This is a genomic window from Adhaeribacter pallidiroseus (assembly GCF_003340495.1).
GTDB lineage: Bacteria > Bacteroidota > Bacteroidia > Cytophagales > Hymenobacteraceae > Adhaeribacter > Adhaeribacter pallidiroseus.
In genome coordinates this window covers 1,153,041-1,178,805 of record NZ_QASA01000001.1, presented here as the reverse complement: position 1 = coordinate 1,178,805, position 25,765 = coordinate 1,153,041, and the positions used below count along the sequence as shown (strand labels likewise).

Below are 25,765 nucleotides of genomic sequence, written 5' to 3'. Positions count from 1 at the left end.
TAATGACAACCAATATTTTAATAGATAAAATCTGGAAATTTTGTGATACTTTAAGAGATGATGGTTTAAGTTATACTGAATACTTAGAACAATTAACTTATCTTCTATTTCTAAAAATGGCAGATGAAAAATCTGACAAATATAATTTACCAGAAGATTGCAACTGGGCTTCCCTAAAAGACAGAAGTAAAATTGAAATAGGAGGCTTTTACGAAGATATTCTTTATTCCCTTTCTCAAGGTGGAGGCATGTTAGGGAAAATTTTTGCAGGTGCAAAGAATAAAATTCATGACTCATCTAAATTAAGTAAATTAGTAAATTTAATTGATTCAGAAAATTGGACTAACCAAGAATTAGATATCAAAGGAGAAATTTATGAATCTCTACTTCAAAAGAATGCAGAAAGTAGCGGTGCAGGTCAATATTTCACACCACGTCCTGTAATTAGAGCTATGGTTGATTGTATTCAACCAAAACCCAAAGAAACCATTGCAGACCCATCATGTGGTACAGGGGGCTTTTTTCTTGGTGCTTTACAATACTTGAAGCCTTTTATTTCAACAATTGAAGAGTCAAGCTTCTTAAAATTTAAAACCTTTCATGGTTGGGAGATAGAAAAATCTACAGCTCGGTTATGTTTAATGAATCTTTTCCTTCATGGAATTGGAGACTTAAAGGAAACTCCTGATATAGAGGTAACAGATAGCTTAAAAAGAAAGAAGGGGCAGGTTGAGGAAGATGAAAAAGTAGATATAGTTTTAGCTAATCCACCGTTTGGTGTTAGTAGTAGTGATATTCCTACTAATGACGAAAAACAATCATTAAAAGAAGGCTACTTTTTAAGAAAAGATTTTTGGGTAACTACTGGGAATAAACAATTAGCATTTTTACAACATATTGTAACAATGCTTAAAGATAGTGGCCGAGCAGCAGTAGTACTTCCAGACAATGTATTATTTGAAGGAGGTGCAGGTGAAACTATCCGAAAAAAACTTCTGGAAGAAACAGATTTACATACCATATTAAGACTTCCAACTGGAATCTTTTATGCTCAAGGAGTAAAAGCAAATGTACTCTTCTTTGATAAGGGTAGAAAAACAAAAAAAATATGGTACTACGATTATCGTACAAATATTAGACATACTCCCAAAAAGAATCCATTACGATCCGAACACTTAAGTGATTTTGTAAATCATTATCTGCCAGACAATCATGATAATCGAGTCGAAACCTGGAACTCTGAAACTGAAAATGGACGCTGGAGGAAGTATAGTTATGAAGAAATAATAAAAAGAGATAAAACGAACTTGGATATTATATGGCTTAAAGATGATAATCTGATCGATTTAGAAAATTTACCAGAGCCAGATATTTTGATAGATGAAATTATTGAAAACATAGAAAGCGCCTTAGCTAGCTTTAGAACAATTAAAGAAAGTATTAACTAAATTGACATTTAGATATTATTTTACTACTACCCCAAGATATTGAAAGATTTTAAAGGCGCAGTTTAAAGAATAAGGAACAACCCTAACTAAATTATAATAAAGATTCAGTGATGGACTAAACAGAAGAAGCGCGTTTAATTCTTAAATTATAAAAATATCAATCCAGAGTAATGGCTCAAACATGAAAAATTTTATAATTACACTTATAAGTATGATACTTATTGGTATTGCTTCCAGCTTCTACCTAAAACCCAATATTCCAACAGAGAAAAAACTCCGCCACGTAGTAGCCTTCAAATTTAAACTCGGCACTACGCCGGAGCAAATGCAAAAAGCCACCATGGATTTTCTGAATCTAAATCTCAGGTGCCGCAGATCATCGCTATAGAAGTTGGCCCCGATGTGGCGCTGGTACAAAAGTAGGGCAAGTACACGCCTTGTTTTGTGGTAACGGTTAAAAACTAGTCGGATTTAAATACCTACAGCTTCCACCCCAAACACCAAGCATTCAGCCAATCCGCAGATCCGCTGCTGGTCAAGGTAATGGTGGTGGATTACTGGGCGGAGTAAACTTTTTACTTTTGGATAGGCTTACCGGCTGCTTATACAAGCCCGTAATTAATACCAGCCTTTCCGGATATAAGGTTGTTTCGGCTAAGTAGACCAGTTTTTCACAGCCGGCACAAGCGGGTAATTAGTTCGCTTTGCTCCGGGCAAAGGGGCAAAAGCGTTTGGGCGCGGGCCATTTGGAAATCCGCAAAATCAAAGCCGGGCGCAACGGTACAGCCCACCAGGGCAAAAGCCGTTCCGGGTGCGGGCTCGGAGGCAAACCAGGCTCCGGCCGGTACTACCGCCTGAAAATTTTCGCCTTGCGGCAGATTGGGACCTAGCTTTATTTGCTCGTACCGGCCACTAGGGTGAAGCACATGAATCAGCATAGATCCGCCCGCGTAAAAATGCCAGCCTTCGTCGCTTTTAATCTGGTGAAACGCCGAAAACTCCCCGGCGGGTAACAAAAAGTAAATTGCGGTGGCAAAACTACGGTCGCCGGTGGTGGATTGCGCGAAACGTGGGGGTAAACTATTGTGCGGGATATTATCGGCGGAGCGGTAAGTTTCCTGGTAATAGCCGCCTTCCGGATGCGGTTGTAATTGTAAACAAGCAACGTAATCCGCAGCGGTCATGGGCCTATGTTTAGGAACAATTAGACTCAAAGTAATTAATTTTTTTAAATTTTCGCGCCGCTCCGGAGCAAAGATTTCATTTTGGCATATTAAAATAAGTAAACCGGTTAATGCATTAATGCAGGATTGTACCGCTTCAAGAAGATGGGACCGGGTATACGGTCAGTTTGCAACCACTTGGTTATAAGTTATCTTTCCAATACACGTTAAATGCGGTGCCCATCCCTTCCTCCGATTCTACTGCTGTTTTACCGCCGGCGTTATCACCAATCTGTTTCACCGTGCACAGCCACAGCCCCGCACCTGAACCATCTACGTGTCTGTGAAATTGTTTAAACAGGGTGTATATAGCTGGTTTTGGTGGTGCTGGCTAATGCTCAGGTTATTGTCTGGAACCCGCAACACCACTTACGGTTCTTGCAATTTAACAAAAAATTAAAAATTCAGCTTTTAGCCGGCTTTCTGCTCGCTCGTAGTGTTGCTACCTCCAGTGATTACCGGATGCATTCTATTAATTTTTCCTTATTTTTCAATTGCCTAAAACTACATTAACAAGGGTAAAGTATTAGGAGCATGATTGCATTAGCCCTCACTGCTCCGGAGGCCGTACCCCAAAACTAAATTATTTATTTTCAAATCATATTCGTTGCCAGTAGGGTTCTGTGGAGCGCCTACCCGACCCGAAAAGCCAGGAAGGTTTTCACTTTTGGGGCAACAACATCGAAGTCAAAAACCTGGAAGTTTATTCCGCCGACTCTATCTGGAAAAAAGCCCGACCATTTCCTGGAGTTATTTTCTTTCGGTTTACCGGCAAAACTCCGGCTCACGAGGCAGGACGGAAGTTTTTTAAATTTTTAGTTAATTACCTATCAAAGAGCACATTTAATAGTAGCGCGCATTTGTTTTCTGGTACAATCGCGGGTACTTATCGTGGGGAAGAAATGTGTTACCCACGTATATTCGGGGAATTAATTTGTTAGAGTTACCGTGCCCTATGCTGGTTCGCACATAAACGGATTATTATAGCTTCCAAAAGTTAAAAATTTAAAAAAGATGACTATTGGTTAACTGCGCAAGTAAATCGTCGTGTTCGTTGTCGTTAAGGGCACCTATGTCCTTTAACCACTGCAGATTTTCTATTTGTACTTCCTACGGCTGGTAAGAATTAATACCCGCGAACTTATTTCTGTGGTAAGTACGGATAGCTTTAAGCGTTGCTTCAATAAAAAGATCAACTTCGGCTTCGGATGGCTTAGCGCGCAGCAAAGAAAGCACTTTGGCGCCTCCCGTTAAGTACACCCTATTTTTATTCGTCTGGTAAAAAGCAAGGCCCGTTATAACCCCGAAGAAAACGGCACTTAACAGCCACATAACCACTATGGCGGTTCTTTCGCGGTGTATCAGAGCATCAACAAGCAAATAGAGGTCGAGCAGAAAAAAGAAGGATAGGAAAATGGCCGGAAGTATGGCGGTTTTATCGTGCCTTTTAACTATATCAAAACCCAGTTGATCGTATTTAATGGTATATTCCAGATCTTCTTTGATAGATTTGCATATAACCCGAATGCTTTTGGGAGTAAGCAGGAATTCTTTTTTAGTGAATAAATGCTTTTGCTTTAGTTCTTTCATGTTAGCTTTTGTAGAAGTGTAAAAATAAGGCCAGTAGTACTCCCACCATGATAAAGAAGTTGGCGAAATACAAATTCATGTCACCGCGCAGGTAATAAGGTTGGCCGTTTTTATTTATTTGCTGGGTAAACACTATTATTTTAGCGGAAGCATTTACGAAGGGAGGCGTTTCATTGTAGTAAACCGTAATGGTATCGCCCATTTTTAACTGATCATACGCTTGAAATTCCGGCAAAAAGTCACCCGTATCGCCGCCCAAATAAAGTTCGAAAGGTTTATCGAAGTTACTTAATTGTACATACCGGTTTTTAGCATCGGGCATGCCCACCGCATCTGGATGCGTTTTTGCCAGAAAAGAAATAATACCCGTAACTTGTTTAAATTTTGCCAATTCTTTTTTACTCCAGAATAAAAAGTATAACCCAGCAGCCAGTATAAGAATAGTGCCTAGCCAAAAGAAGGGTTTTAAACCGTCGTAGGCATTTTGCGGCATAGAATCCGGGACTTTAGTAGAGAATAAATCACAACATATTTGCTAAAATTTAAAATTTATAGCTCCAACCAATAATCTAACCAGTTATCAGGTATTAATTCCATAAATATTAAAATATTTAAATTATTCATTACTCTTACCCAAAGTTTTACCCGCACTGGTTTAACTACTCGCATCTAACCAGCTATTTTGCTTTTCTGATTTATCTATTTATATACTAAAGCTTACTTTTACTTTATGTAACTGGTAAGGCTCCTGTCCTACCCCGTTTAACACTTGCCAGACCACAAACGTAAAATAGAAATACTTTCCAGGGTTACCAGGGGCCGGTAATTTTCGTAAGAGCTGCCTTACCATTATTTTTAATTATTGCTATGAGTGTGCCAATGCCTTTAATTTTCATTTTAATGCGTTTTTTTAAAAAATCACCTGTCTTAAGGCTTTTTTTGATTGGTGCGCTTCTGAGCCCGGCCCTTTTTCCGGTAACGGCCCAGGCTCAGTTGAATGCTATTAAATCGGAATCCAGCGCCGATACCGCCGCCGCGGAACCCGACTGGCCCGCCGATACCTTGGGTCGGCGCACGCCCCGGTACGCGGTGCAAGGGTTTATCGAAGCCATTGCCGACGAAGACTACGCGAAAGCCGCTCTATATTTAAATCTCAACCGCAAACAACGCAAGCAAGGCGAACAACTGGCACATACCCTGCAACGCCTCCTGGATCACGGTGGCAAAATCAATCCGTATTCCTTAATCAACGATTCGTATTCCGGCAACATGGACGATAATCTGGGCCCGGATTTAGAACGGGTGGGTTCTGTTTCGGCCAACGGCGAAACGTTTGACCTCTACCTGGAAAAAACCACCGATAAAGCCGGTGGCCCCATCTGGTTGTTTTCGTCGCAAACCGTGCAACGCATCCCTACCGAGATTGCGCAAACCGAGCCACCCCTCGCCGACAAGGTAATGCCAGCTGTATTGGTTAAAAATAAATGGGGCGGCGTACCCATTGGGCACTGGATAGCCATGTTACTGATGGCGCTGCTGAGTTATGCCCTGGCCTGGGGACTGATTCATGCTTTGCAATTTGTATTATTCATTTCCTGGCGGAGGGCCAAAGAAGAACCGATTGCGGGTATTATTAAAGCTTTTACCTTACCCCTGCAGTTATACGGGGCCTTGTGGCTGTTCTTTCAGTTCAGCCAGCGGGCGGGTATATCTATTATTGTGCGGCAGAAATTCAGCGTTATTACGGTTATTGCGGGCTTATTGGTATTTCTGCTGTTGCTGTGGCGCCTGATTGATGTGTTAGGCCGGTTTTTAGAACGGCGCATGATCCGGTACCAGCACCAGGCGGGGCTTTCGGCGGTATTGTTCTTGCGGCGGGGCGCCAAACTGGCCGTCATTATTTTTGGTGTGATTGGCGTGTTAAGTACTTTAGGATTTGATGTTACCACGGGTTTAGCTGCCCTGGGCGTTGGTGGTTTGGCTTTGGCCTTGGGGGCCCAAAAAACCGTTGAAAACTTTGTGGGCAGCGTTACTTTAATTGCCGACCAGCCCATCCGGGTAGGTGATTTTTGCAAGGTGGGCGATACCGTAGGCACCGTGGAAACCATTGGCATGCGCTCCACCCGTATCCGCACCAACGACCGCACCGTAGTTACCATTCCCAACGGCGATTTCTCGTCGCAACGCATTGAAAATTACGCGCACCGCGACCGCATCTGGTTTCATCCTACTTTTGGCGTGCGCTGCGACACCAGCCCCGACCAACTCCGGTATTTGCTGGTAGAGCTTCGGGCCATTTTGTATGCCCACCCGAAGATCGACCCGGAATCGGCGCGGGTACGTTTGGTGGGCATTGGTGATTCTTCCTTTAATCTGGAAGTATTCTCGTACGTGCTCACCAGCGACTTTAATGAGTTTTTAGAAGTGCAGGAAGATTTGCTGCTCCGGATGATGGACGTAGTAGAAGCCAGTGGTTCGGGTTTAGCTTTCCCGTCGCAAACAATTTACTTGGGCCGCGATGCGGGCAAATCAAAAGAAAAAACGCAAGCCGCCGAACAAAAAGTAAAAGAATGGCGCCAAGCCCACGATTTGCCTTTACCCAAGTTCAGCCCGGAGCGTATCCAAAGTTTGCGCAATACCATTCCGTATCCCGCCGAAAACGGCAATAGTTAATTAACCCCATTTAATAATAAGAATGACAAGTATACTTGATTACCAGCCGGTACGCGCTTGCAGCCCGGATGAGTAATTTTATGCAAGCAAAAAGATAGGTGTAGTGAGTAACTACACCTTTCTTTTTTTAAATTTTTAATAGGCCAGCAGCTTGCTTACGTTAGTTTTTTTAAAAAGCTAAATCGGCTATCCACCCAATCTGGTAAACTAACTTACTTCTTGCCGGTAGCGGCCCAGAAAATGCCCGCTAACAAGTGATTCTGAAAAGCTGGTTCGCTGAAGTTGGTGGGTAAATGACCCAGGGCCGTGTAAAAAGCACGTCCGCCGTCGTAGTTGTGGTACCAGGCTAAAGGGTGTAATTTGCCCATGCCTTCGCCTTTAACCCGGCCCCAATCTACTTTAGGGTTATACGTGGTTTCATCAACGCTGAGAATGTAATTTAAGCCAGTGGTTTTTTCCGGACCAAATTCGTATAATTCTTCGGTCCATTGTTTATCGTCGGCAAAGCCCTGCAAACCCGGGAATTTGGGATCGAGTACTTTTAATTTAGCCGTTTGAATAGTGGGATGGATGTGAAACATACGGCCGACCATTTTGGTGTACCAGGGCCATTCGTACTCGGTATCGGAGGCGCTGTGAATGCCCACAAAACCTTTGCCGCCCTGAATAAAGCGTTCCAATACTTTTTGCTGGTTTTCGTCGAAAATATCGCCGGTGGTATTTAAAAATACTACTGCCTTAAATTGCTCCAGGTATTTATCGGTAAATCCGTTTGGGTCTTCCCACAAAACTACGTCAAAAAAATTGCGGGCCCCTAATTGTTGCAAGGCCAACACCCCCGCGTGTACCGATTCGTGGTGCCAGCCTTTGGTAGTGGTTACCAATAATACTTTAAATTGTTTTTGCGCCCACGCACTAGAGGCGAGAGCTACCTGAAACACAAAAAAGAAGAGTAGAAATTTAAAACGGTTCATGCGGGTATGTTTTTTTAGACCGGAAGTTAGCAAATTTTTAAAAATGGACTAACCCCTACGCTTTAAGTTATTTGAAAATAGCTCTAGCTATGCCCTTTTCTCGCGTTTGGCCTTGCCAGTTTTATTAATAGTGTAGCCGGTTAGCACCCGCATAAAAAAGGGCAGATGAAAATTTGCCTTATTTCAGCAATAACTTTTAAAATGACAGTAGTTAATCGGATACATTTTTCTTTTCGCGAGTTTTTAGTTTTTTAAAAAAATCTAATCCCGCGTGCCGCTAATGGCTATACTTTCATCACTATACCAACCGGATAAGGGCATTACAGCTTGTTTATGGTTGTTGTATTTCAGGAAGCTGAAATTTTAAATTTTGCACCGGGTTGATGCCCGTTATGATCAAGTAGTTACGAAAAGCTTTCGTCTTTAAGGATGGGGAGTAGTTGTAACTTTAAGACAATATCTGCCTCTATTTTAATTAAAAAATCTAACTTTAAAATTAAACCTTTACCGGTTTTGCTAGTCTAATGCTATATAAATTACATGAAACATGAGAAAGGCACCTACGTCAGGTTCTTACTGGAAACAATTACTTTATTATAAAAAACTGGTTTATTTCGTAGCTATAGCTTTGCTGGGCGGATTGATTTTTCCGGACACCGGAATGGCGCAACGTCCGGATCGGCATAACGCTCCCGAATATAACCGCTCTAATGGGCACGAAAATAAGCGACCGAACCGGGAAGGGCGCCGCTCTTCCGAAGCTACCCCCGATAGAGCTCATCAAAGTTCGTACTACCGCCCGGAGCCGAGCCGGCAACCTTCTTACCAGCCCGGCCGGCAAAACAGCCGGGAACTAGCGTACGGCGGCCGCCGAGATTACCGCTACCGAGGAACACCAAGGCCTACCCAGCCCTACTATGCCCCCAACCGCGATAGAAGCCCTGCTTGGCATTACCGCAACTTACCCCGCCGAGGCTATTCGGTACCCATGGCTCCTGCTCGTTCCATTAATATAGCATTTGGGGGACTGTATTTTCATTATGATAATGGCGTTTATTACCGTTCTATGCACGGAAGGTACGTGGTAGTACCGGCTCCCTTCGGACTTCGTACCCGGGTTATTCCCACCGGGCACCTTCGGTTTTACGTTAATCAGCGGCCTTACTATTATTACTACGGCACCTATTACGTGCCCCAGAACGGCTACTACGAAGTGGTGAAACCACCGGTAGGTGCTCTGGTTGAAAGTATTCCGGATGGCTACGAACAAATGGTGCTAGACGGGGAAACCTATTACCTGGTAGATGGGGTGCAGTATAAGCCGGTGCTCCACAACAACGAAATCTGGTACGAGGTACTAAAAGTAGATTGAATTTGGCCGGTCTGGTTTAAGAGTCCCGTTGGTTAGCCGGATTAATTAAAAAAACAAAATGCCCGAAGAACGCTTCGGGCATTTTTAATGAAAACTGCCCGAATATCAGGCCACTCGCTTGTTAGATTGTTGAAACAAGATAATTTAAAATTAGTTCTGGCAGAACAAAAAATCTTCCTTACACCTGATGGTGCAATGATAGAATGCATGAAATACCTATTGATAATAAAATGGAAATATTATTATAAGCCATTATTTTAAATATTTATAAATTTAAAAACGAATAATCACCAATCAATAACTACTTACCGGTAAAACCTGCCTAGAACCTTAGCTCTTCATTATGTAGCGCGCCTAAAATAATCCAGATTAAATAGCGTAGCGAACAAAAATAAAGCAATAACAGTAGTAGAGGGCTTACATGGTTCCTGTCGCGCCGCTAATTTTAGTAATTCCTTTGTCCGGGCCGATGCTGGTTTATTTGGTAAAATAATTAGATAATGGGCGGCGGACTAGGTCTTATTTGTTAATCAAAAACGGGCTTCCTATATTGTTGGCCAGCTTCGCGATGGAAAGATCAAGAAATAAGTTAAAAATTTATAAAACAAATCTGTTTTTAATTAAGCTACTACAAAATGCCTTCCGGACTACTTGCTTTATTGGATGATATTGGTGCCCTGGTAAAAGTTAGCGCGGCCAGCCTCGACGATGTTCCCACGCAGGTTGCCAAAACTACGGGTAAAGTATCCGGTATTGTGATAGATGATACGGCCGTAACCCCGAAGTACGTAGTAGGCCTGGACCCCGCCCGCGAACTGGCCATCATCTTTCAAATCGCAAAAAAATCGCTGATTAATAAAATTGTTTTTTTAGCGCCGGCGGCGTTATTGTTGGGTTTCTTCGCGCCCTGGGCCATTCAACCTATTTTAATGCTGGGCGGGGCTTATTTGTGTTTTGAGGGCTACGAAAAAGTACATTCCCTGTTTAGTCATCACGAGGAAACGCCTGCCCCAGCGGAAGAAGTAAAACCGATTACACCGGAGGAATTAGAGCAAGAAAGAATTACCAGCGCCGTACGCACAGATATTATACTTTCTTCGGAAATTATCGCGATTGCGTACAGTCAGGTTGCCACCCAACCTTTAACTACGCAAATTGTGGTGTTATTGGCCGTAGCCGTTTTTATAACCGCGGCCGTTTACGGCTTTGTGGGCCTGATCGTAAAAGCCGACGATTTTGGAGTGCATTTAGCTAAGGAAAAACAACACCCAATGGTGCGGAATATTGGGCGCGGCATTGTTAAGTTTATGCCGCATTTTTTAAAAATTTTGGGCTATGTGGGCACCGCGGCTATGCTGTGGGTAGGGTTCGAAATTATTACCCACGGTATTCGTGTATTACACCATTTAGTAGAAACGTTGGAACACACGCTAGCCAGCGTACCTCCCTTAGCCTGGCTAGCCAAGGCGGTAGCCTGCGCCATTGGCGGCTTAATTTTAGGTTTTATAATTGAAAAAATAGTAAGTCTGGTTCGTAAATTATTTAAAAAAAAGTAAAACGAATAGCTAAACCGGCAGCAAGTTGTTGCGTTCCCGGGTATGAGTTCGCTTACTTGTTAAAGGTTTGCAGATAAGGCAAAAATAAGTCGCTTAGATAACTATTTTCTACATTATCCTGATTTTGTATCTTGGGGTCCAGCTGCTCTTTGGTAAGCGGTATACCTGGTTTCTATGAAAATTAACTTATTCCGCTTGGTTGCAATGGTACTAGCCAGTTTTGGTTTATACTGCTGCGCTACCAACCCGTATGCACAAACGAATAAGTCTTATAAAAAGCAAGTAAAAGCTTTTACCCGCCGCTTGCGGCAGGTACCCGTAATAACGCCGGGTGCCGATAGCCTGTTTATGAGCGATTTATGGGTAGGCGCTACTAACTTTAACAGCCGCAAACCTAATTTCGTGATTATTCACCATACGGCGCAAAGCTCCACCGCGCAAACCCTGCAAACATTTACCCAGCCCCGCACCCAGGTAAGTGCCCATTACGTTATCGGGCGCGACGGAAAAATTTACCACATGCTCAACGATTATTTGCGCGCCTGGCACGCCGGGATCGCTAAATGGGGCAATACCACTGATGTTAATTCATCTTCTATCGGCATAGAGTTAGATAATAATGGCAGCGAGCCATTTGCAGAGCCCCAAATATCCAGCCTTTTAAAATTATTGGCTACCCTCAAGAAAGCCTACAACATTCCAACATCTAATTTCATTGGCCATTCCGATATTGCTCCAACCCGCAAAAACGACCCTAGTGCTATTTTCCCCTGGCAGCAACTGGCGCAACAAGGCTTTGGTTTATGGTACGACGCGGATGCCTTAACTTCTAACCGGCCTGCTGACTCCTCGGCCATTAGCATACTACCTGATTTAGCCGATACTACTTTAACGGCTGTTGCCTTAGCCGACACCCTGCTGCTACCAGCGGACAGCCTGGTAAGCCAGGATAGCGTGCCCCTCCATTTTAATCCTCTGGAAGCTTTACGAATTATTGGGTACGATGTAACCGATGAGGCGGCAGCTATTAAAGCTTTTAAGTTACACTTTGTGCAAACCGAAGTTAATACTGTTTTAACCAAAACAGATAAACAGATTTTATATAATTTATACAAAAAATACCTATAATCCTTTCTCAGGCAGAATACTAAATAGTTGTGACGCCGGGCAAAATTCTTAATCAGGACTTAAAAAGATAAAAAAAGCAAATCGATAAGTAAATTCAGAAGAATCCTTTAACTTCCTGTTTGCTACTTGGCTTATTGCCGCATAAACTTTAGCTTTAACTATTCCCAATTTTTTAATTCTATTGGTATCTACCTTAAATTAAATATGATGCAGAACAGACGTAATTTTTTAAAAAACTCCGGTGCTTTAGCGGTTGCCGGACTGTTACCGTTTTTAGGCAAGGCAAACGCTCTCCTTCCAAGCTTGGCAGCTCCTAAATATCCGCTCATTGGTATCCAAACGTATACGCTTAACTTTTTGCTGAATGGCCCCGATGTAGATACCAAAGCGGTGTTAAAGCAAATAGCCGATATTGGCGTAAAAGAATTAGAAACCGCCACCGGCACCGCTACCGGCCTTTACTACGGGCATAAACCCCAGGAATTTGGCGCGATGGTAAAAGATTTAGGCATGACTTGGGTAGGCAATCATTACGGAGGTTTGCCGCGCACCCGCCCAAACCCGGCCACCAGCGCTAGTGGGGCAGTAGGCGCTATAGCTACGCCTCCTACCAGTCCGGCCCGGCCGCCCATGCCCGGTGGGCCCCGTACTAACTTAGCCGAAAACTTGCAGCAAATAGTAGACGAAGCCGCCGCCGGTGGTTGTTCTTGGGTAGTGTGCTCCAGTTCGGCCGAATCCACGATGGATGAAATTAAAAAAACTACCGAAATCTTTTCCAAAGCCGGTGAGGCCGCCCGTAAAAACAAAATGCGTTTTGCTTACCATAATCACCAGTCGGAATTTACGAAAGTAGATGGCGTTAGTGCTTACGATTACATTTTAACGCAAACCAACAAAAACGAAGTGTACATGGAACTAGATTTAGCTTGGGCATTTCTGGCTAAAATGGACCCGGTAGCTATGTTTAAACAATACCCTAACCGTTTCCCGCTGTGGCACGTGAAAGACATTGATCCTAGCACCAATCGGCCCTGCCCCGTAGGTGCCGGACAATTTGATTTTAAGCGCGTTTACGAAAACTCAAAATTATCCGGGGTGGAGCACACTTTTATTGAACAGGACGGCGCCAAAACCATCGACGATCCGGCGGCCAGCATCAAGTGGTTAAAAACTAACATCTACTCCTGATCCAAGCTGTCGGACTGTATTAAAAAATTTAATTTGCCGCCGTAGTTAAAAAAGTGTATTACGTTTTACTATTCAGGTGATTCGCCTGGTTAGATAGAACTTTTGCCAAAAAGCCCGGAAATTTGGTTGTGCAAACACCAACAACGGCATTGCATAATGTGACGACAGTATTTTTAAAGGGCGCTTAAAACTAAAAAGGGTACGTTTTTTTAAAATTTTACTTTTCTGGCTGCTCATTCCCCGAAAAAAGTCCGGTGGCGTTTTCTCCTTAGATAAAGAGAGAACGCCACCGGACTATTATTGTATTCAAAAATTAACACTTAGTTAGTAAAGTACGCGGCGTATTTTTTAGGCAACTCCGGCAGACTTTTAATTTTTACATCTTTGTAAAAAACCTCGGCGGCTTCGCTTTGCAGTTGTAATTTGCCTTTGGTAAGAGGAATGGTTTTATCATTTTCTACGTAGCGGGAGTTTTGCAGTACCATTACCACGTGCCCGTTTACGATATGAAGACTTTTATCCTGGTAGCAAATTAGTTCTATGTCGGTCCAGTCGCCGCTGGGACTCTCGTGGTCTTCGCTGCGCAGGCAAAAGCCCCCGAGATTGGTACCTTTGCCCAATGGTAAGAACGGCTGTTTGGCACTAGCCACCGTGTTCATGTTTCCTTCCGGCAAATAAGCGCGTATATCAACCGCTGAATTAGCAATAGTCCAGTAATCGCCCATGTGGCCTTCCATTATTTGAAATTCTTGGCCCAGCATCCAGGCCCGCCAGTAATCCTGGCCACTTTCGCCGATGGAATGGTAGAGCACCCCGGAATCTTTCAGAAGGGTGGTGCGCGGTTCCCACTTTTTCTGGCCCCATTTTACTTTTAGCTTTAAATGGTAGTTTTGGTACTCTTGTTTCGTGAAAACGCATCCGTAAATTTCGCCGCTGATGCGCAGCACCGGTTCGCCTTTTTCTTCTGTTACCGAGAAAACATTATTAGTATTTTTATTATAACCAATCGGTTTAATAGCCACACCATCGGCATCTTTGGGCTGTTCGCCTTTATACCCTACTTTGTGCCGATAGCTCAAATACATTTCCCACTTACTCAAATCTTTGTCGAGCAGGTTTTCCCAATCTTCTTTCGGCTGAAAAGAACTCAGGCCTGTTAGAAAACAGAGCGAGATAACAGCAGAAAGTAAGGCTAATTTTTTCATAATACTTTTGATTTTATGATTAACAGATACGTTTGGAAGCAGGCGTAAATAGCCGTTTAAACAATTTCTATCTACGGGTTATTTGCTTCTGGAACAAGAAGTTATATACCATCAAAAGTAAGCTGGCAACAAGGTCAGGTTATGGTAAAAATTAATATTAATATGGTAAATATGCGGTATTTTAAATAATCTGCCATTAAATAAAAAGCAAAGCTTAACACCTCAAAATGCTACCTTCCACCTGGGGGCAGTAAAATCTATTTTAGTACCAAATAATAATGTCAAATAATAAAAAAGGAAGACTTTTAAACAGGTAAGCTCAACTTTTTTAAATTTTTTTATTGCGCATCAGAGTCGCGGTAGGTAAAACCCCAATTAGCCATTTCCTGCATGGCCGGACCAAGTGCTCGCCCGGAAGGGGTTAAGCTGTATTCCACGTGTGGCGGCACAATAGCTAAAGCCTGGCGGCTTACCAGTTGGTCGGCTTCCAGTTCTTTTAAATGTTGAATCAGCATTTTTTCGGTAATGGCCGGAATCAGCTTTTTTAATGCACTATACCGTTTCGGGCCCTCGAGTAAATTATAAATAATAAGCGGTTTCCAGCGGCCTCCGATTTTGGTAAGGGTAAATGTTACCGGGCAGGCAAATAAAGCCGTGGCTTTGTTGCTTTGATTGGTAGATGATTCTTTGATTTTTGTCATAGCAGGCAGCACCTACTTTAGGGTAAGTACTTGTATAAAAGTAAGTGCAAATATACCTTTGACGCATCAATAATCAAAATAAATAAAAAATATGAAATACGTTGTAACCGGTTCCTTAGGGCACATCAGCAAACCTTTGGCGCAGCACTTAATACAGGCAGGCCACCAAGTAACTATTATCAGCAGCAAGCCCGATAAAGTTGCCGCTATTGAGAAATTAGGCGCCGCGGCTGCCGTGGGCTCCGTAGAAGATACGGCCTTTTTAATTAAAACTTTTACTGGTGCCGATGCGGTTTATACCATGGTACCCCCTTATTTTACCACAAGCGGATGGCGGGAGTACATTGCCCAAGTTGGTAAAAATTATGCCGAAGCCATTAGAGCCACCGGCGTAAAACACGTGGTAAACCTAAGCAGTATCGGGGCGCACATGCCGGAAGGTTGCGGACCGGTAAGTGGCGTATACCACGTGGAGGAAGCCTTAAATGCGTTAGAAAACGTTAACGTGAAGCATTTAAGACCCGGCTATTTTTATTATAACTTCTTGAATAATGCCGCCATGGCCAAGCACATGGGTATTTTGGGCGGCAACTTTGGTGAAGAAACTAAAATGGTGCTAGTGGACACGGGTGATATTGCCAAAGCGGCTGCCGAAGAATTGTTAAATCTGGATTTTACCGGAAAAAGCATCCGGTATATTGTATCGGACGAACGTACTACCTCCGAAATAGCCGCTATATTAGGCCAGGCCGTTGGTAAACCGGATTTACACTGGGTAGATTTTACGGATGAAGATACCTTAGCGGCTATGGTGCAAAACGGTTTACCCGAAGAAATGGCAAAAAATTACACCGAAATGGGTGCCGCAATGCGTAACGGCAGCATGTTTGCCGAATACCGGCAACAAGAAAACCCGCCAATCAGCCAAACTAAACTGGAATCTTTTGGGCCGGTGTTTGCCCAGGCTTATGCCCATGCTTAATAATAAATAGTTGTTGGTTATTAGTTGTTCGTTGTTCGGTTTGTATACATTTGATGATCAGTACGATATCACCAATGATAGTCTAAATTAATTTCGGCAAAGCACTTATCAACCGGCCTTTTATTTTTACAGTTTAATTAAATACAACTTAGCCGCAGGTTTCAATAGACTTCTTTCAAAAGTACTTAGATAGTGTCGTAATTAGCAATGGCAGCAAAGAGGTTAAAGCGTAAGCCAAAGCGCTTTCGACGATTTCTATACTTGGTAGCAAAAATTTTGAATCGTTTAAGAAAACCAAACACGTTTTCAATCTTGATTCGCTGGGAAGACAACGCTCGGTTTTGTTGCTGGTCTTGCCGCGTTAAAGGATAATGTTTGGAGGCCTTCTTCGGGGTATGGGCTTGCGGGATCAACTTTTTGATTCCTTGATAACCCGAATCCGCTAATAGCAGGATAGGAGTTGGGAGTTTAAGCTGGCTGCATTTAAAAAGTTGGAAATCATGCACTGCTCCTTTGGCAAAATGCGTACAAATGATTTTTCCGCTCTTCTTATCCACTATCATTTGTGTTTTCAGATGATGTTGTTTCTTTTTAGCCGAGTAGTAGCGTCTTTGTTTTTTGGGGACGTTCGATTCTTGTCTCCGTAGCATCTACCAGTACTACTTGGTAACTGATGGAACTTTGGAGAAGGGCTTTTTTGCCAGGTAAGCTAAATTCCCCGGATTGGAGTAAAAGATTTTCCGCTCGTGTAATCAAGCGGAAGGCCGTGGCTTCACTCACTTGGTAGCTCTGAGCGATGTGAAAATAGGTCCGGTATTCCCGATTATATTCTAACATCATCAATACTTGATCGGCCTCCGACAAGCGACTAGGACGACCGAGAACTTTCTTGTTTTTGGCTATTTGTTCGCTTAAAACTGCTTTCATGTGCTCAAAGGTGGCTTTATGCACCCCTGTTAAGCGCCGGAAAAGAGCTTCGCTTAAAAAGCGGATTTGTTCGTATTTTGTCACCATACCGCAAAGTTCTGCTATTTACTTAATATCTAATTACTTTTGAAAGAAGTCTATTATATAAATGGCTCTTGCGGCTAGGTTATAACGCTACTTTTTTAAATTTTCTTTATTTTCTTGCGGTTACCGCTTTTCCCGTCAAAATTTTTATCATTTCGGGTTGATAATTTTCGCCTTGAGCATTGGTAAAGCCAAAACCCCCGCCTTTGTAATCCCAATTGGCCCAGGCAATGTTATTTTTTTCCAAAACCGTTACCATATCCTGGTACCAGCGTAACCGGTCGGCTTTGGGCGTAGTATTTAGGGCACCCCATTCTCCGCAATATAATTTTAAGCCGTAGCGCCGGGCAAAATCCAAAGGTTTTTGAAAATCCTGCTGAAATTTGGCTGCATTGTAAACGGTTTTAATATGGCTCTTTTCGTAATTAGTAACCAGGTTAGCTATGTCGGCGGGTTGAGCAGCAAGTTCTTCGTCGGTTACCGTACGCCCGGGGTAATGCACCGGTCCCTGGTATTTTGCGGTTTTGGTCCAGCTGGCCTGGTAGTGGGTAAGCAGAAAAGGCAAATAGTAATGAAAGCTTAACAAGAGGTTTTTATCATTTGCCGGGATCCGTAAGGTATCAAACTCTTCGTGCGATTGCCACCGGTTAGAACCCACCACAATTATTCGCGCTGGTTCATTTGCCCGGATTACCTGAATAGCTTTTTCTACTATCTTGTTCCAATCCTCCGGGTTATCGGCTACGGGCTCGTTCATGAGCTCGTAGGCGACCTGGGTTACCGGATATCTTTTCAGTTCCGAGGAAAGATCGCGCCAGCATTGGTAAAAGCGCTCTTGGGCAGCGGCTTGGGTGAAGAGCGGTTTTTCGGCAGCATTAAAATAATGCGAGCGCAGAATATGTAAATCTACTACGGTTTTAAGATGGTACTTCTGACTCCAGTTGATGGCCTGATGCAGCAAAGCAAATGCCTCGGGCTCTTTCTGGCCGGCTTCGTTCCATAGCTGCATTTCATCAACGGGCAATCGTATATGGTCAAAACCCAAAGAAGCTATATTGGCCACATCTTTCTCCGTAAAAAAAGCTTGCCGTTCCGCTCCTACCCGCGTACTTTGCGATAACCAATGGCTAATGTTGGTGCCTCGTTTTATCTCGAAAGCCGTAATGTTTCTGGTTTTTGGCTGGGCTTGAACATGGATAGATAACGAGATAAGCAAAAATCCCAGCCAAGTCAGAAACAAGCTGTGCAGCGGCATTCGGCAATAAAAAGGCTTTGTTTTCATAATTACAGCTTTTTGCAGTATACGCTTATAATTAACTAAAATTAAAAGCGTAAAACAACAAGCAATTAAAACTCTGGAATTATAACTTTCGGAATTGTTTATTTTTAACTAGTATCCTGATTATTCTGGCCTTCATTATTCTGGTTTATTCTTTTATATTTCGATTAAGTAGAGGGTAATTAAAGCGCTGGAATTATGCCGCAAATCCCCCGATTATTGTCGTTTTGTACCCTCCTGATTTGGGGTAATTTTTTCAACTTTGTATAAACCTTTAAAGAAGAATATTATGGAAAATACACCAGAGAGCACGCAAAAAATTACCCCCTTTTTATGGTTCGACAACCAGGCCGAAGAAGCAATGCAGCATTATACTTCTATTTTTAAAAATTCCCGGATCAACAGTGTATCTCGTTATGGCGAAGGCGGCCCCGGACCTAAAGGCACCGTTATGACTGCCTCGTTCTCATTAAATGGGCAAGAATTTGTGGCTTTAAACGGAGGGCCCCTTTATAAATTTACGGAGGCTATTTCGTTTGTGATAAATTGCGAAACTCAGGAAGAAATTGATGATCTGTGGGAGAAACTCTCGGCGGGAGGCGAAGAAGGCCGTTGCGGCTGGCTAAAAGATAAATTTGGCTTATCGTGGCAAATTGTTCCGCCAGTATTGTCAAAACTCTTAGGAGATCCGGATCGAGCAAAAGCTAACCGGGTCATGCAAGCTATGCTGAAAATGAAAAAGATTGACATACCTACCTTAAAGCAAGCCTACGAAGCAGAAACTTTGGAAGTACAATAAACTAGGCGGCGCCTGATTTAAAATTAAAAATAGGACACAAAAAAGTTGCCAGCTACAGGAAATGCTCAAATTAGCATTACCAATTAATTTAGGGAAGCATTGCTTAAAAGCAGCGGTAAGCCGGTAACCACTCTAAAATCTTACTACCATGAAAGAGACAGATCGTTCTAAAACTGCTCAAAACGTAGATGAATACTTTCAGGGATTTTCGGAAGAGGTACAAGCCGTTCTGGAACAAGTGCGGCAGACCATCCGGGCTACGGCTCCCCAGGCTAAAGAAGTTATTAGCTATCAAATTCCGGGGTATAACTACTTAGGACCACTTGTTTATTTTGCCGGCTTTAAAAATCATTGCTCCTTGTTTGTAACGAATAAACAAATTTTTAAAATTTTCACGGAAGAACTGCTGCATTTTAAAACTTCGGGCACTACAATTCATTTTACCGCCCATAAGCCCTTGCCAAGCTCCCTGATTCAAAAAATTGTACAATTCAAAATGCGGGAAAACGAAGAAAGAGATGCTCTGAAAAAACAAACAGCCCTAATGAAAAAACAAAAACCGCTTTCTTATAAATAGTTAGTATTGGTTCGTTGTTGCTGCATAAATTTTAAAAATCAGCTACTGCAGCTAAACAAAGTTTTTTTTGTTATTTGAATACTTTACACAACCGTACCAAAAATTTTGGTAAGCCAACCAAACACTTATAAATAAAAAAGCAGCTTCCATTACTGGCTGCTGCTTTTTTGTTAAGCTTCCATTACAAACGATGCTGTTGAATTTTTTACTTTACCGTACAAGATACCAAGGGAACTTGCCCATATGGGCCCATATCAGATAATATTAAACCCACTCCTTTGGCAAAATAATAATGTGCTTCTATATTCATTCCCAGATCACCTAAGTCGAAATCTTCTCCTAAGCCAAAATCCTCGTCATCCAAGTTATAGCCGTAGGTTAGTTTCACATGAATAACATTGTTATACGTTTTACCTTCTACTGCTTTAGTAACATTCTTTTCTACTACGGTATAGGTAAATTTGGTACCTACGCCGCTGGTTGTAGTAGTTTGCTCCCAAGTTTGGCCAACCGGAACATTATCTTTTAGTATTGTCATTTCCAGGGTACCCATACCCGGTACCATTCCAATACCCGTATAACTTCCATTTTCTTTTAGTACGTACGATTTGCTTACCGAAGTTCCTTGTTGGGTTTCCATCTCGTAATAAATTTTATTGTTTGTGGTTTTAGTAACCCCGGTCGACCTTAAAGTATACGGAGAACTTCCCCCGTAAGTCCAAATAGAGCCGGCCGTTGTTGGCAGGTAATCCTGTGCCACTGCCGGAGCCGGATCAGAGTCATCTTTTTTATCACAGGAAACTAGCGTACCTACTACGAGGCACCAAATCAAATAGAGTTTAAGTTTACGCATATAAAGTTTTTATACAGTCTGATAACAAGTAAAAAGCCAGTTTTACCAATAAGAAAGCTCGTTAACGGGGAGCCTCTGTTATTTTTGAAATTTTATTGTTTTAAGCACATACCTCTATACAAAATATCCTATATACCTTTAATCCAACAGGATCTTTTAATTTTTAATCCCAAATTATTAAAACTCGTATTTAGTTTTCAGGCTATTTTCTGTCCAGAGCAGAACGCGTTATTAATTTATTTAATCCTTAGCTTTACTATACCCGTGATTATACAAAAAAGACCAACAGAACTCTCAATTCAGAATAAGGATGTAACTTTATTTACTTTATTTTACCCGAACCCGGGCAAAGAAACCGTTATTTTATTACACGGTGGCCCCAGTGTACCAGAAGGATTATCTTTTATAGTGCACTATCTGCTATCCAATTACCAGGTTATCACGTTTCACCAACGCGGCACCCGCCGGTCACCTACTGCTTCAAACAATTTTTCGCTGGAGAGCTATATTGCTGACATTAACACTTTGGCTAATTACTTTAAACTTACCCTATTTCATTTATTTGGGCATTCCTGGGGCGGACTTTACGCGCAGGTTTATGCGCAAGAATATGCTTCTCGGCTGCTAAGTTTATTTCTGTGCAGTCCGGCTTCTGGTACCGGCTCTCATTGGAAAGATACTGTATTGGAAATTGCTGATTACAATAAAAGAAAATGCAGCTATACCGAATGGGTGGCGATGCAGGCACAATCTGCCTTAGGATTACTGGGCAGTGATATGGCTTATAAAAAATTTTATGGCCAAGCTTTACGTAATTTCAGTCGGGGTTTTAAAGAAGTACACCCCGAAAATTTTGCCACTGATTGCATCAAAGCTAAGGCCATTAACCAAACGGTAAAAGCCATTCTGAAGTACCCATTACTACCCGAAAAAATTATTCCGCCGTATCCGTTAACCATTGCGTACGGCGCTCGCGATATTTACGGGAAAAGTAAAAAATACGTGATGCGCCGTTACCCCACTATACCCATTATTTTTATTCCGGAAAGTGGGCACATTCCCTGGTCGCATAATACAGCTGTATTTGTGCAAATACTAGATGAGCATTATAGCAAGTAATATTTTTTACTGCTGAACTAATCTTTTATTGATTAAAAAAAAGGTTTAAACCTTTTACCAAAACTAATTGGCGAGAAACCTACGCTGGAAGAGAAGCTTACTAACAACTTCATTATCTTGTAAAAAATTTAAAAAAACCTTTTTATTTGGGCTTGTAACTTATCAATAAAAAAAATTATACTAGCGTGAACGCCGTCTATTAATTATAAATGCAGTAAATAAAACCAGCAAAACTATTATAACCACCCCAGCTAGCACGTAAGGAAGCACCTTACTAATAGCAAACGAATCTTGCGGTTCTTTTTTAAATTCCTGATATTTTACGTTTTTATCCCGGGGCCCTTGGTAAATTAATTTAAGTCCCCAGTCATTAGCGTCAGGTAAAGGCGGCAGCTTAATAATGCCGATTTTGCTGGACATGATACTGCCTGCACCTACATTTAACCAAGTGCCATTTCTAGGATTAAACCACTGGGCATCGTAAATGCCGTTCAGGTGGGCACCCCGAATTTCAGATTGCGGACATCCTTTTTCAAAGAAAGCCAGAAAATTGCTTTTGTCGGGCGTACGGGCGCAATAAGCCCAACCTTCGTAACTTAAAACATCGTGGTTTTTATTCGGTGAAACTAGATCGGCCAAGGGTACCAAATCCTGATAACGATTACCTAGGGAAAATGCAAAAGTCCGCAGGTGTTTCATTTGAGCACCCGACGGCCATTTAAAGGCATCCCACATGTGTGTAGGCGCTTCCGGCTCTATATCGCCGCCCCAAATGCCTTCAGCCCCGTAAACATGGCCGGCTAAACCACCCGAAAGAAAGCTGCCGTACGCGCCCGAGTGCACAATAGCATTATCTTTATCCGTGCCTCCATCAGCGCCCCGGGTGTAATTTACGCCAATAGCCCCGCCCCGGGCATCTTTATACCCCGAGTAATAAGGTTCGCCGTTTAAAGCCGGCTTCGGATTTTTTAAATGATAGATTTCGGTGAGGTACCAGTAGTTATTATGCTCGCGCATATTCCCAATCTGATGCAGGGTTACCCAGGAGTCTTCGCCCCAATTTTCAAGGGTCGACGGATTAGCATTAGCCGATAATAAATTACCGAAAGGCAAAGGCCCATATTTTTGTTCTACCTCTTTTACAGCCAGAATGTAATCACCGGGGCTCACGGTTCCATCAATAATATCCAGGTGCACCGGAGCCAGTACTGTATTATAGGCCTGGTACCTAGAGTAAAAATATTGCAAGTACCGGGAGTATGAATCGGGCCATTTATAATATTTATACCACAACAAACTGGCATCACGCCGCGAAGCTTCAATAAAAGGCACAAAACCATGCGCATTGAGGTAAGCAATTTTGCGGTCGAGGTATTTAAAATATTCTGGGTTAATCCGGTCCATGTCTGGGAAATAATTTTCGTAGCCCGGCACCTTACCCGGGAAGAAGAATGGTCGGCCGCCTTCGTTATCCATGTTTTTAGCGCTACCGGTGCCAAATTCGAGCCAGGCCGAACGCAGGGTAGTACGGGCGGAGTCGCGCAAAACCATGTGAAACGAGCTATCATCGGTTTTCCAGTTTGGGAAAGCCGCAATCATATTAATCCAATTATAACCCTGCGCTTTCCGGTACCGGACATAATCTTTAAAGCCCGCTTTGGGTCCAATAGGTCTTTTTACCTCATCGTCGTACCATTTAAACCGGTGGGCTCCCGCCGAAAACCACGTATCGCCAATGGCGAAGTAAGGCGTACCATCGGCATAATTTAAAGCATGGCCATTTGCCGATGCCCGCAAAAAGCCGCGCCGCAAAGGATTTTCTTTTAATTCCTGGTTGGTCCAGTTTACTGCCGTGAAAGCTCCGGCCTGTTTGCTGAGGCCGGGATCATTGGTATTCGAACCGCTTTTCCAACTCCAGGCTCCGGGCTGAACAGCAACTAATCGCACCAGAAAAGTATTGCCGCCGTTCCAAAAACCATAAACACGTTTCTGAAAGCCGGGCCCCGTTAAATCAACCCAAACAACTACCTCGGTATACGGATTTTGGTACGTGTTTTTTGCAGTAAACAGAAGTTCCTGCATTTCCCAGACGTGGATGGGAGAATTAGCTGCTTTTACCGTAGCCAAGCAACCTATAAAGGCCAGAGTGAGCAGAAATTGTTTGTGCAAACGCATCAGATTATATTAAATATTTTAAAAATTCATATTAAAAAGGCTATATACTTATTAATTCTACTATTTCAAAATATTGATGCGCGGCTATTACGGAAAAATTTCTTCAACGCTACTGCTTAAAAATTTGCTAATCAGAGCCAGCAGGCTTTACCTCTCGGGTAAGCTCTTCTCCTCCTTAAAAAGAAAATAGGTTGATAAAGCCCGCTTAATGGTTACAAGTTCTTTAACCCAGTTTTTTAAATATTCACTTTTTTGTAGCTAAATTATTTTCCGAAAAGCTGTTCAGAGTCTCCTTTTCCAACAGTTTCAAACACGAAAAAAAAGCCCAATAGAGTAACCAGCAAAAATCCTTTGCTAAACATTTTAGCATTTTTAAGCTGTTTTCAAGAAGTTTGTTTTTAGCCTGTAAAATTTTTTAAAATTTTTCTGAATATCAATCTTATATCCTTGATAATCAACTATTTAAAATACTAAAAAAACTAACAATTCTGGTTGATTTTGCAACTAAAAAGGGGTACTTTTATGTTACTACAATATGAAAAAGCTAACGGACGAAAACGTAATTCCTTTATTTTCGGAAGAGCCGAAAAAGCCAGATGAGGTATGGCGCAAATCTATACCGGCGCAGGTTTTTCTGAATTATTTTTTTGCGATCAACTACCATATTCAGCATACCGATGATGCTTTGGGGTTGCAGCATATTTCTTTCTTCCGGGAGCACCGTGCCCAGCTCAACGAGAAAGATTTAGCAGCCATTACCAAACTGCTGCAGAGTTGCTGGAGCACGGAGTATGCCTTGCGGGCTACGGCTGAATTAGGCAACGAAGACTACTTGCGCAATGCCTTGCACTGGACTTTCCCGCAGGCGTATTATACCATTTTTGCGGGCTTGCAGGCTTTCTTGTACACTTTGGATGTAAAAACCAATAACGCTACCGTAATGCGTCGCGAAGCGGGCCGTTTGGTAGTTAAGAACGCCTATCCGAGAGCTATCGGGTATTATGCCGCTGGCCCGTACTACGACTTTAGCGTGCATCGTTTGCCTTTGGCCGGCTACAAACCTAGTTTGCATATTCCGGAAAAAGGCATTGAGGCACAAGCTCAAATTGGTCAGTTTTTACGGACTACGCGTAAACTGCAGGCGGTTACAACCCGTCAGCAAGTACAAAACAACCCTACTACGGCTATCCGGAGTTCTAAAACCGGTTTAGTACTGGATAAGTGGGGTTCCCAACACTGGGATCAGATTACCTGGCGTTTAGGTTACACTACTATTTTTGATCTACTCAGCCGTTTACGCATCTCGTCGAGCAACAAAGAAATTGACCGGTTTGTAGAAGCAGATATTGATTTTAAATTATTTCACGAATCGTTGCTCAACATTGTAAGTTACTTGAACGCGGTACACGAAAGCTACGTGGCGCAAGCCCTGGGTATCGAAAAGTACCAGGAAATAGTGGCTAGTCTGCCGACTCACTTGCAACATGGTTTTGTACAGGCTCGCTTACACCAGCATGTTGCGCCGCTCTTTCCGGAGAGTGGTCGGCAGCAGATGGGCGCGGCAGCTTAACTTTTAATACCTCCTACTCCATATATAAAATGCATCTGCTCGTTGAGTGGATGCATTTTTACTTTTACGCTTTTTTTAAATTTTTATAATTCTGTAACGTATCTACCGCGACTGCGGAAATTTAAAGTGAATTATATGAGTTAGCAGAGCCTTGCCTAAGTAAATGTAAAATACGCATTTAAGCTTGCTTGGGGAGTATATTTAAGTCTTAATTGAACTACGCTGGTAGCGCATTACTTTTATACATTAACAGCATTTTGCTAACTGCTTCCATCTTTTTAGAGTAAAATCGGTACTGGTCTTTTATTCTTTTCCCTGTTGTTTATCCGTAATATTGCTACC

At 42.5% G+C, this 25,765-nt stretch carries 22 protein-coding genes and 1 pseudogene; 13 read left to right on the top strand and 10 right to left on the bottom strand.

Features of this window, described 5'->3' with window-relative positions; all coding sequences use genetic code 11:
• Window positions 1-2 precede the first annotated feature (2 nt).
• Window positions 3-1,448, top strand: a complete 1,446-nt coding sequence (locus tag AHMF7616_RS04640; RefSeq protein ID WP_199474118.1) for a class I SAM-dependent DNA methyltransferase — start codon at window positions 3-5, stop codon at window positions 1,446-1,448.
• A 480-nt stretch (window positions 1,449-1,928) separates the two neighbouring features.
• A pseudogene (locus tag AHMF7616_RS27905) lies at window positions 1,929-2,018 on the top strand (Dabb family protein); the annotation flags it as partial.
• Window positions 2,019-2,119: 101 nt separating this feature from the next.
• Here AHMF7616_RS27905 and AHMF7616_RS04630 read toward each other — a convergent pair.
• Window positions 2,120-2,632: a cupin domain-containing protein gene (locus tag AHMF7616_RS04630; protein ID WP_115371820.1), complete on the bottom strand. Its 513-nt coding sequence runs from the start codon at window positions 2,630-2,632 to the stop codon at window positions 2,120-2,122.
• A 662-nt stretch (window positions 2,633-3,294) separates the two neighbouring features.
• On the opposite strand from AHMF7616_RS04630, the gene AHMF7616_RS04620 reads away from it, so the two are divergent.
• On the top strand, window positions 3,295-3,612 hold the full coding sequence (locus AHMF7616_RS04620) for a hypothetical protein (protein WP_115371818.1): 318 nt from the start codon (window positions 3,295-3,297) through the stop codon (window positions 3,610-3,612).
• Between the two features lie 169 nt (window positions 3,613-3,781).
• Here AHMF7616_RS04620 and AHMF7616_RS04615 read toward each other — a convergent pair whose 3' ends face one another.
• Window positions 3,782-4,261, bottom strand: a complete 480-nt coding sequence (locus AHMF7616_RS04615) for a hypothetical protein (protein ID WP_115371817.1) — start codon at window positions 4,259-4,261, stop codon at window positions 3,782-3,784.
• 1 nt (window position 4,262) lies between these two features.
• Complete coding sequence (locus AHMF7616_RS04610) at window positions 4,263-4,754, bottom strand: hypothetical protein (protein WP_115371816.1); 492 nt, start codon at window positions 4,752-4,754, stop codon at window positions 4,263-4,265.
• A gap of 446 nt (window positions 4,755-5,200) precedes the next feature.
• Between AHMF7616_RS04610 and AHMF7616_RS04605 the strand changes: the two genes are divergently transcribed.
• A complete protein-coding gene (locus tag AHMF7616_RS04605; RefSeq protein ID WP_233507326.1) occupies window positions 5,201-6,934 on the top strand; it encodes a mechanosensitive ion channel family protein in 1,734 nt (577 codons plus the stop codon).
• A 212-nt stretch (window positions 6,935-7,146) separates the two neighbouring features.
• Here AHMF7616_RS04605 and AHMF7616_RS04600 read toward each other — a convergent pair whose 3' ends face one another.
• A complete protein-coding gene (locus AHMF7616_RS04600; RefSeq protein WP_115375463.1) occupies window positions 7,147-7,908 on the bottom strand; it encodes a ThuA domain-containing protein in 762 nt (253 codons plus the stop codon).
• Between the two features lie 547 nt (window positions 7,909-8,455).
• Here AHMF7616_RS04600 and AHMF7616_RS04595 point away from each other — a divergent pair.
• The 4 genes from AHMF7616_RS04595 (at window position 8,456) to AHMF7616_RS04580 (ending at window position 13,152) form a co-directional block, all read left to right on the top strand.
• Window positions 8,456-9,280: a DUF6515 family protein gene (locus AHMF7616_RS04595; protein ID WP_115371815.1), complete on the top strand. Its 825-nt coding sequence runs from the start codon at window positions 8,456-8,458 to the stop codon at window positions 9,278-9,280.
• Window positions 9,281-9,915: 635 nt separating this feature from the next.
• A complete protein-coding gene (locus AHMF7616_RS04590; RefSeq protein WP_115371814.1) occupies window positions 9,916-10,836 on the top strand; it encodes a DUF808 domain-containing protein in 921 nt (306 codons plus the stop codon).
• 174 nt (window positions 10,837-11,010) lie between these two features.
• A complete protein-coding gene (locus tag AHMF7616_RS04585; RefSeq protein ID WP_115371813.1) occupies window positions 11,011-11,964 on the top strand; it encodes an N-acetylmuramoyl-L-alanine amidase in 954 nt (317 codons plus the stop codon).
• Between the two features lie 204 nt (window positions 11,965-12,168).
• Window positions 12,169-13,152, top strand: a complete 984-nt coding sequence (locus tag AHMF7616_RS04580) for a sugar phosphate isomerase/epimerase family protein (RefSeq protein ID WP_233507324.1) — start codon at window positions 12,169-12,171, stop codon at window positions 13,150-13,152.
• 320 nt (window positions 13,153-13,472) lie between these two features.
• Here AHMF7616_RS04580 and AHMF7616_RS04575 read toward each other — a convergent pair whose 3' ends face one another.
• Both AHMF7616_RS04575 and AHMF7616_RS04570 read right to left on the bottom strand, forming a co-directional pair.
• The gene (locus AHMF7616_RS04575) at window positions 13,473-14,357 is read right to left on the bottom strand and encodes a 3-keto-disaccharide hydrolase (protein WP_115371812.1); all 885 of its coding nucleotides are present in this window, start codon (window positions 14,355-14,357) and stop codon (window positions 13,473-13,475) included.
• A gap of 338 nt (window positions 14,358-14,695) precedes the next feature.
• Complete coding sequence (locus AHMF7616_RS04570; RefSeq protein ID WP_115371811.1) at window positions 14,696-15,058, bottom strand: winged helix-turn-helix transcriptional regulator; 363 nt, start codon at window positions 15,056-15,058, stop codon at window positions 14,696-14,698.
• A 91-nt stretch (window positions 15,059-15,149) separates the two neighbouring features.
• Between AHMF7616_RS04570 and AHMF7616_RS04565 the strand changes: the two genes are divergently transcribed.
• Window positions 15,150-16,040 carry an NmrA family NAD(P)-binding protein gene (locus tag AHMF7616_RS04565; protein WP_115371810.1) on the top strand — a complete coding sequence of 297 codons (891 nt, stop codon included), beginning with the start codon at window positions 15,150-15,152 and terminating at the stop codon, window positions 16,038-16,040.
• Window positions 16,041-16,225: 185 nt separating this feature from the next.
• On the opposite strand, the gene AHMF7616_RS04560 is transcribed toward AHMF7616_RS04565, so the two are convergent.
• Together AHMF7616_RS04560 and AHMF7616_RS04555 are read right to left on the bottom strand one after the other, a co-directional pair.
• Window positions 16,226-17,054, bottom strand: a protein-coding gene (locus AHMF7616_RS04560) for an IS5 family transposase (protein ID WP_115371809.1) whose coding sequence is annotated in 2 segments (ribosomal slippage) — window positions 16,226-16,661 and window positions 16,660-17,054 — 831 coding nt in all. Because the reading frame shifts where the segments join, the coding sequence is not laid out codon by codon here.
• 106 nt (window positions 17,055-17,160) lie between these two features.
• Window positions 17,161-18,333, bottom strand: a complete 1,173-nt coding sequence (locus AHMF7616_RS04555; protein WP_199474115.1) for a glycoside hydrolase family 5 protein — start codon at window positions 18,331-18,333, stop codon at window positions 17,161-17,163.
• A gap of 286 nt (window positions 18,334-18,619) precedes the next feature.
• Here AHMF7616_RS04555 and AHMF7616_RS04550 point away from each other — a divergent pair, with 286 nt between their 5' ends.
• Together AHMF7616_RS04550 and AHMF7616_RS04545 are read left to right on the top strand one after the other, a co-directional pair.
• Complete coding sequence (locus tag AHMF7616_RS04550; protein ID WP_115371807.1) at window positions 18,620-19,129, top strand: VOC family protein; 510 nt, start codon at window positions 18,620-18,622, stop codon at window positions 19,127-19,129.
• Between the two features lie 148 nt (window positions 19,130-19,277).
• Complete coding sequence (locus tag AHMF7616_RS04545; RefSeq protein ID WP_115371806.1) at window positions 19,278-19,706, top strand: iron chaperone; 429 nt, start codon at window positions 19,278-19,280, stop codon at window positions 19,704-19,706.
• 205 nt (window positions 19,707-19,911) lie between these two features.
• Here the strand turns inward: AHMF7616_RS04545 and AHMF7616_RS04540 are convergent, their stop codons facing one another.
• Window positions 19,912-20,559: a hypothetical protein gene (locus tag AHMF7616_RS04540; protein ID WP_115371805.1), complete on the bottom strand. Its 648-nt coding sequence runs from the start codon at window positions 20,557-20,559 to the stop codon at window positions 19,912-19,914.
• A gap of 264 nt (window positions 20,560-20,823) precedes the next feature.
• Here AHMF7616_RS04540 and AHMF7616_RS04535 point away from each other — a divergent pair, with 264 nt between their 5' ends.
• Window positions 20,824-21,678 (top strand): alpha/beta fold hydrolase, encoded by an 855-nt coding sequence (locus tag AHMF7616_RS04535; RefSeq protein ID WP_158546098.1) that lies wholly within the window; start codon window positions 20,824-20,826, stop codon window positions 21,676-21,678.
• A 180-nt stretch (window positions 21,679-21,858) separates the two neighbouring features.
• Here AHMF7616_RS04535 and AHMF7616_RS04530 read toward each other — a convergent pair whose 3' ends face one another.
• Entirely contained in the window at window positions 21,859-23,853 is a 1,995-nt protein-coding gene (locus AHMF7616_RS04530; protein WP_115371803.1) for a DUF5060 domain-containing protein, read from the bottom strand.
• A 535-nt stretch (window positions 23,854-24,388) separates the two neighbouring features.
• On the opposite strand from AHMF7616_RS04530, the gene AHMF7616_RS04525 reads away from it, so the two are divergent.
• Window positions 24,389-25,423, top strand: a complete 1,035-nt coding sequence (locus tag AHMF7616_RS04525) for a hypothetical protein (RefSeq protein ID WP_233507321.1) — start codon at window positions 24,389-24,391, stop codon at window positions 25,421-25,423.
• Window positions 25,424-25,765 lie beyond the last annotated feature (342 nt).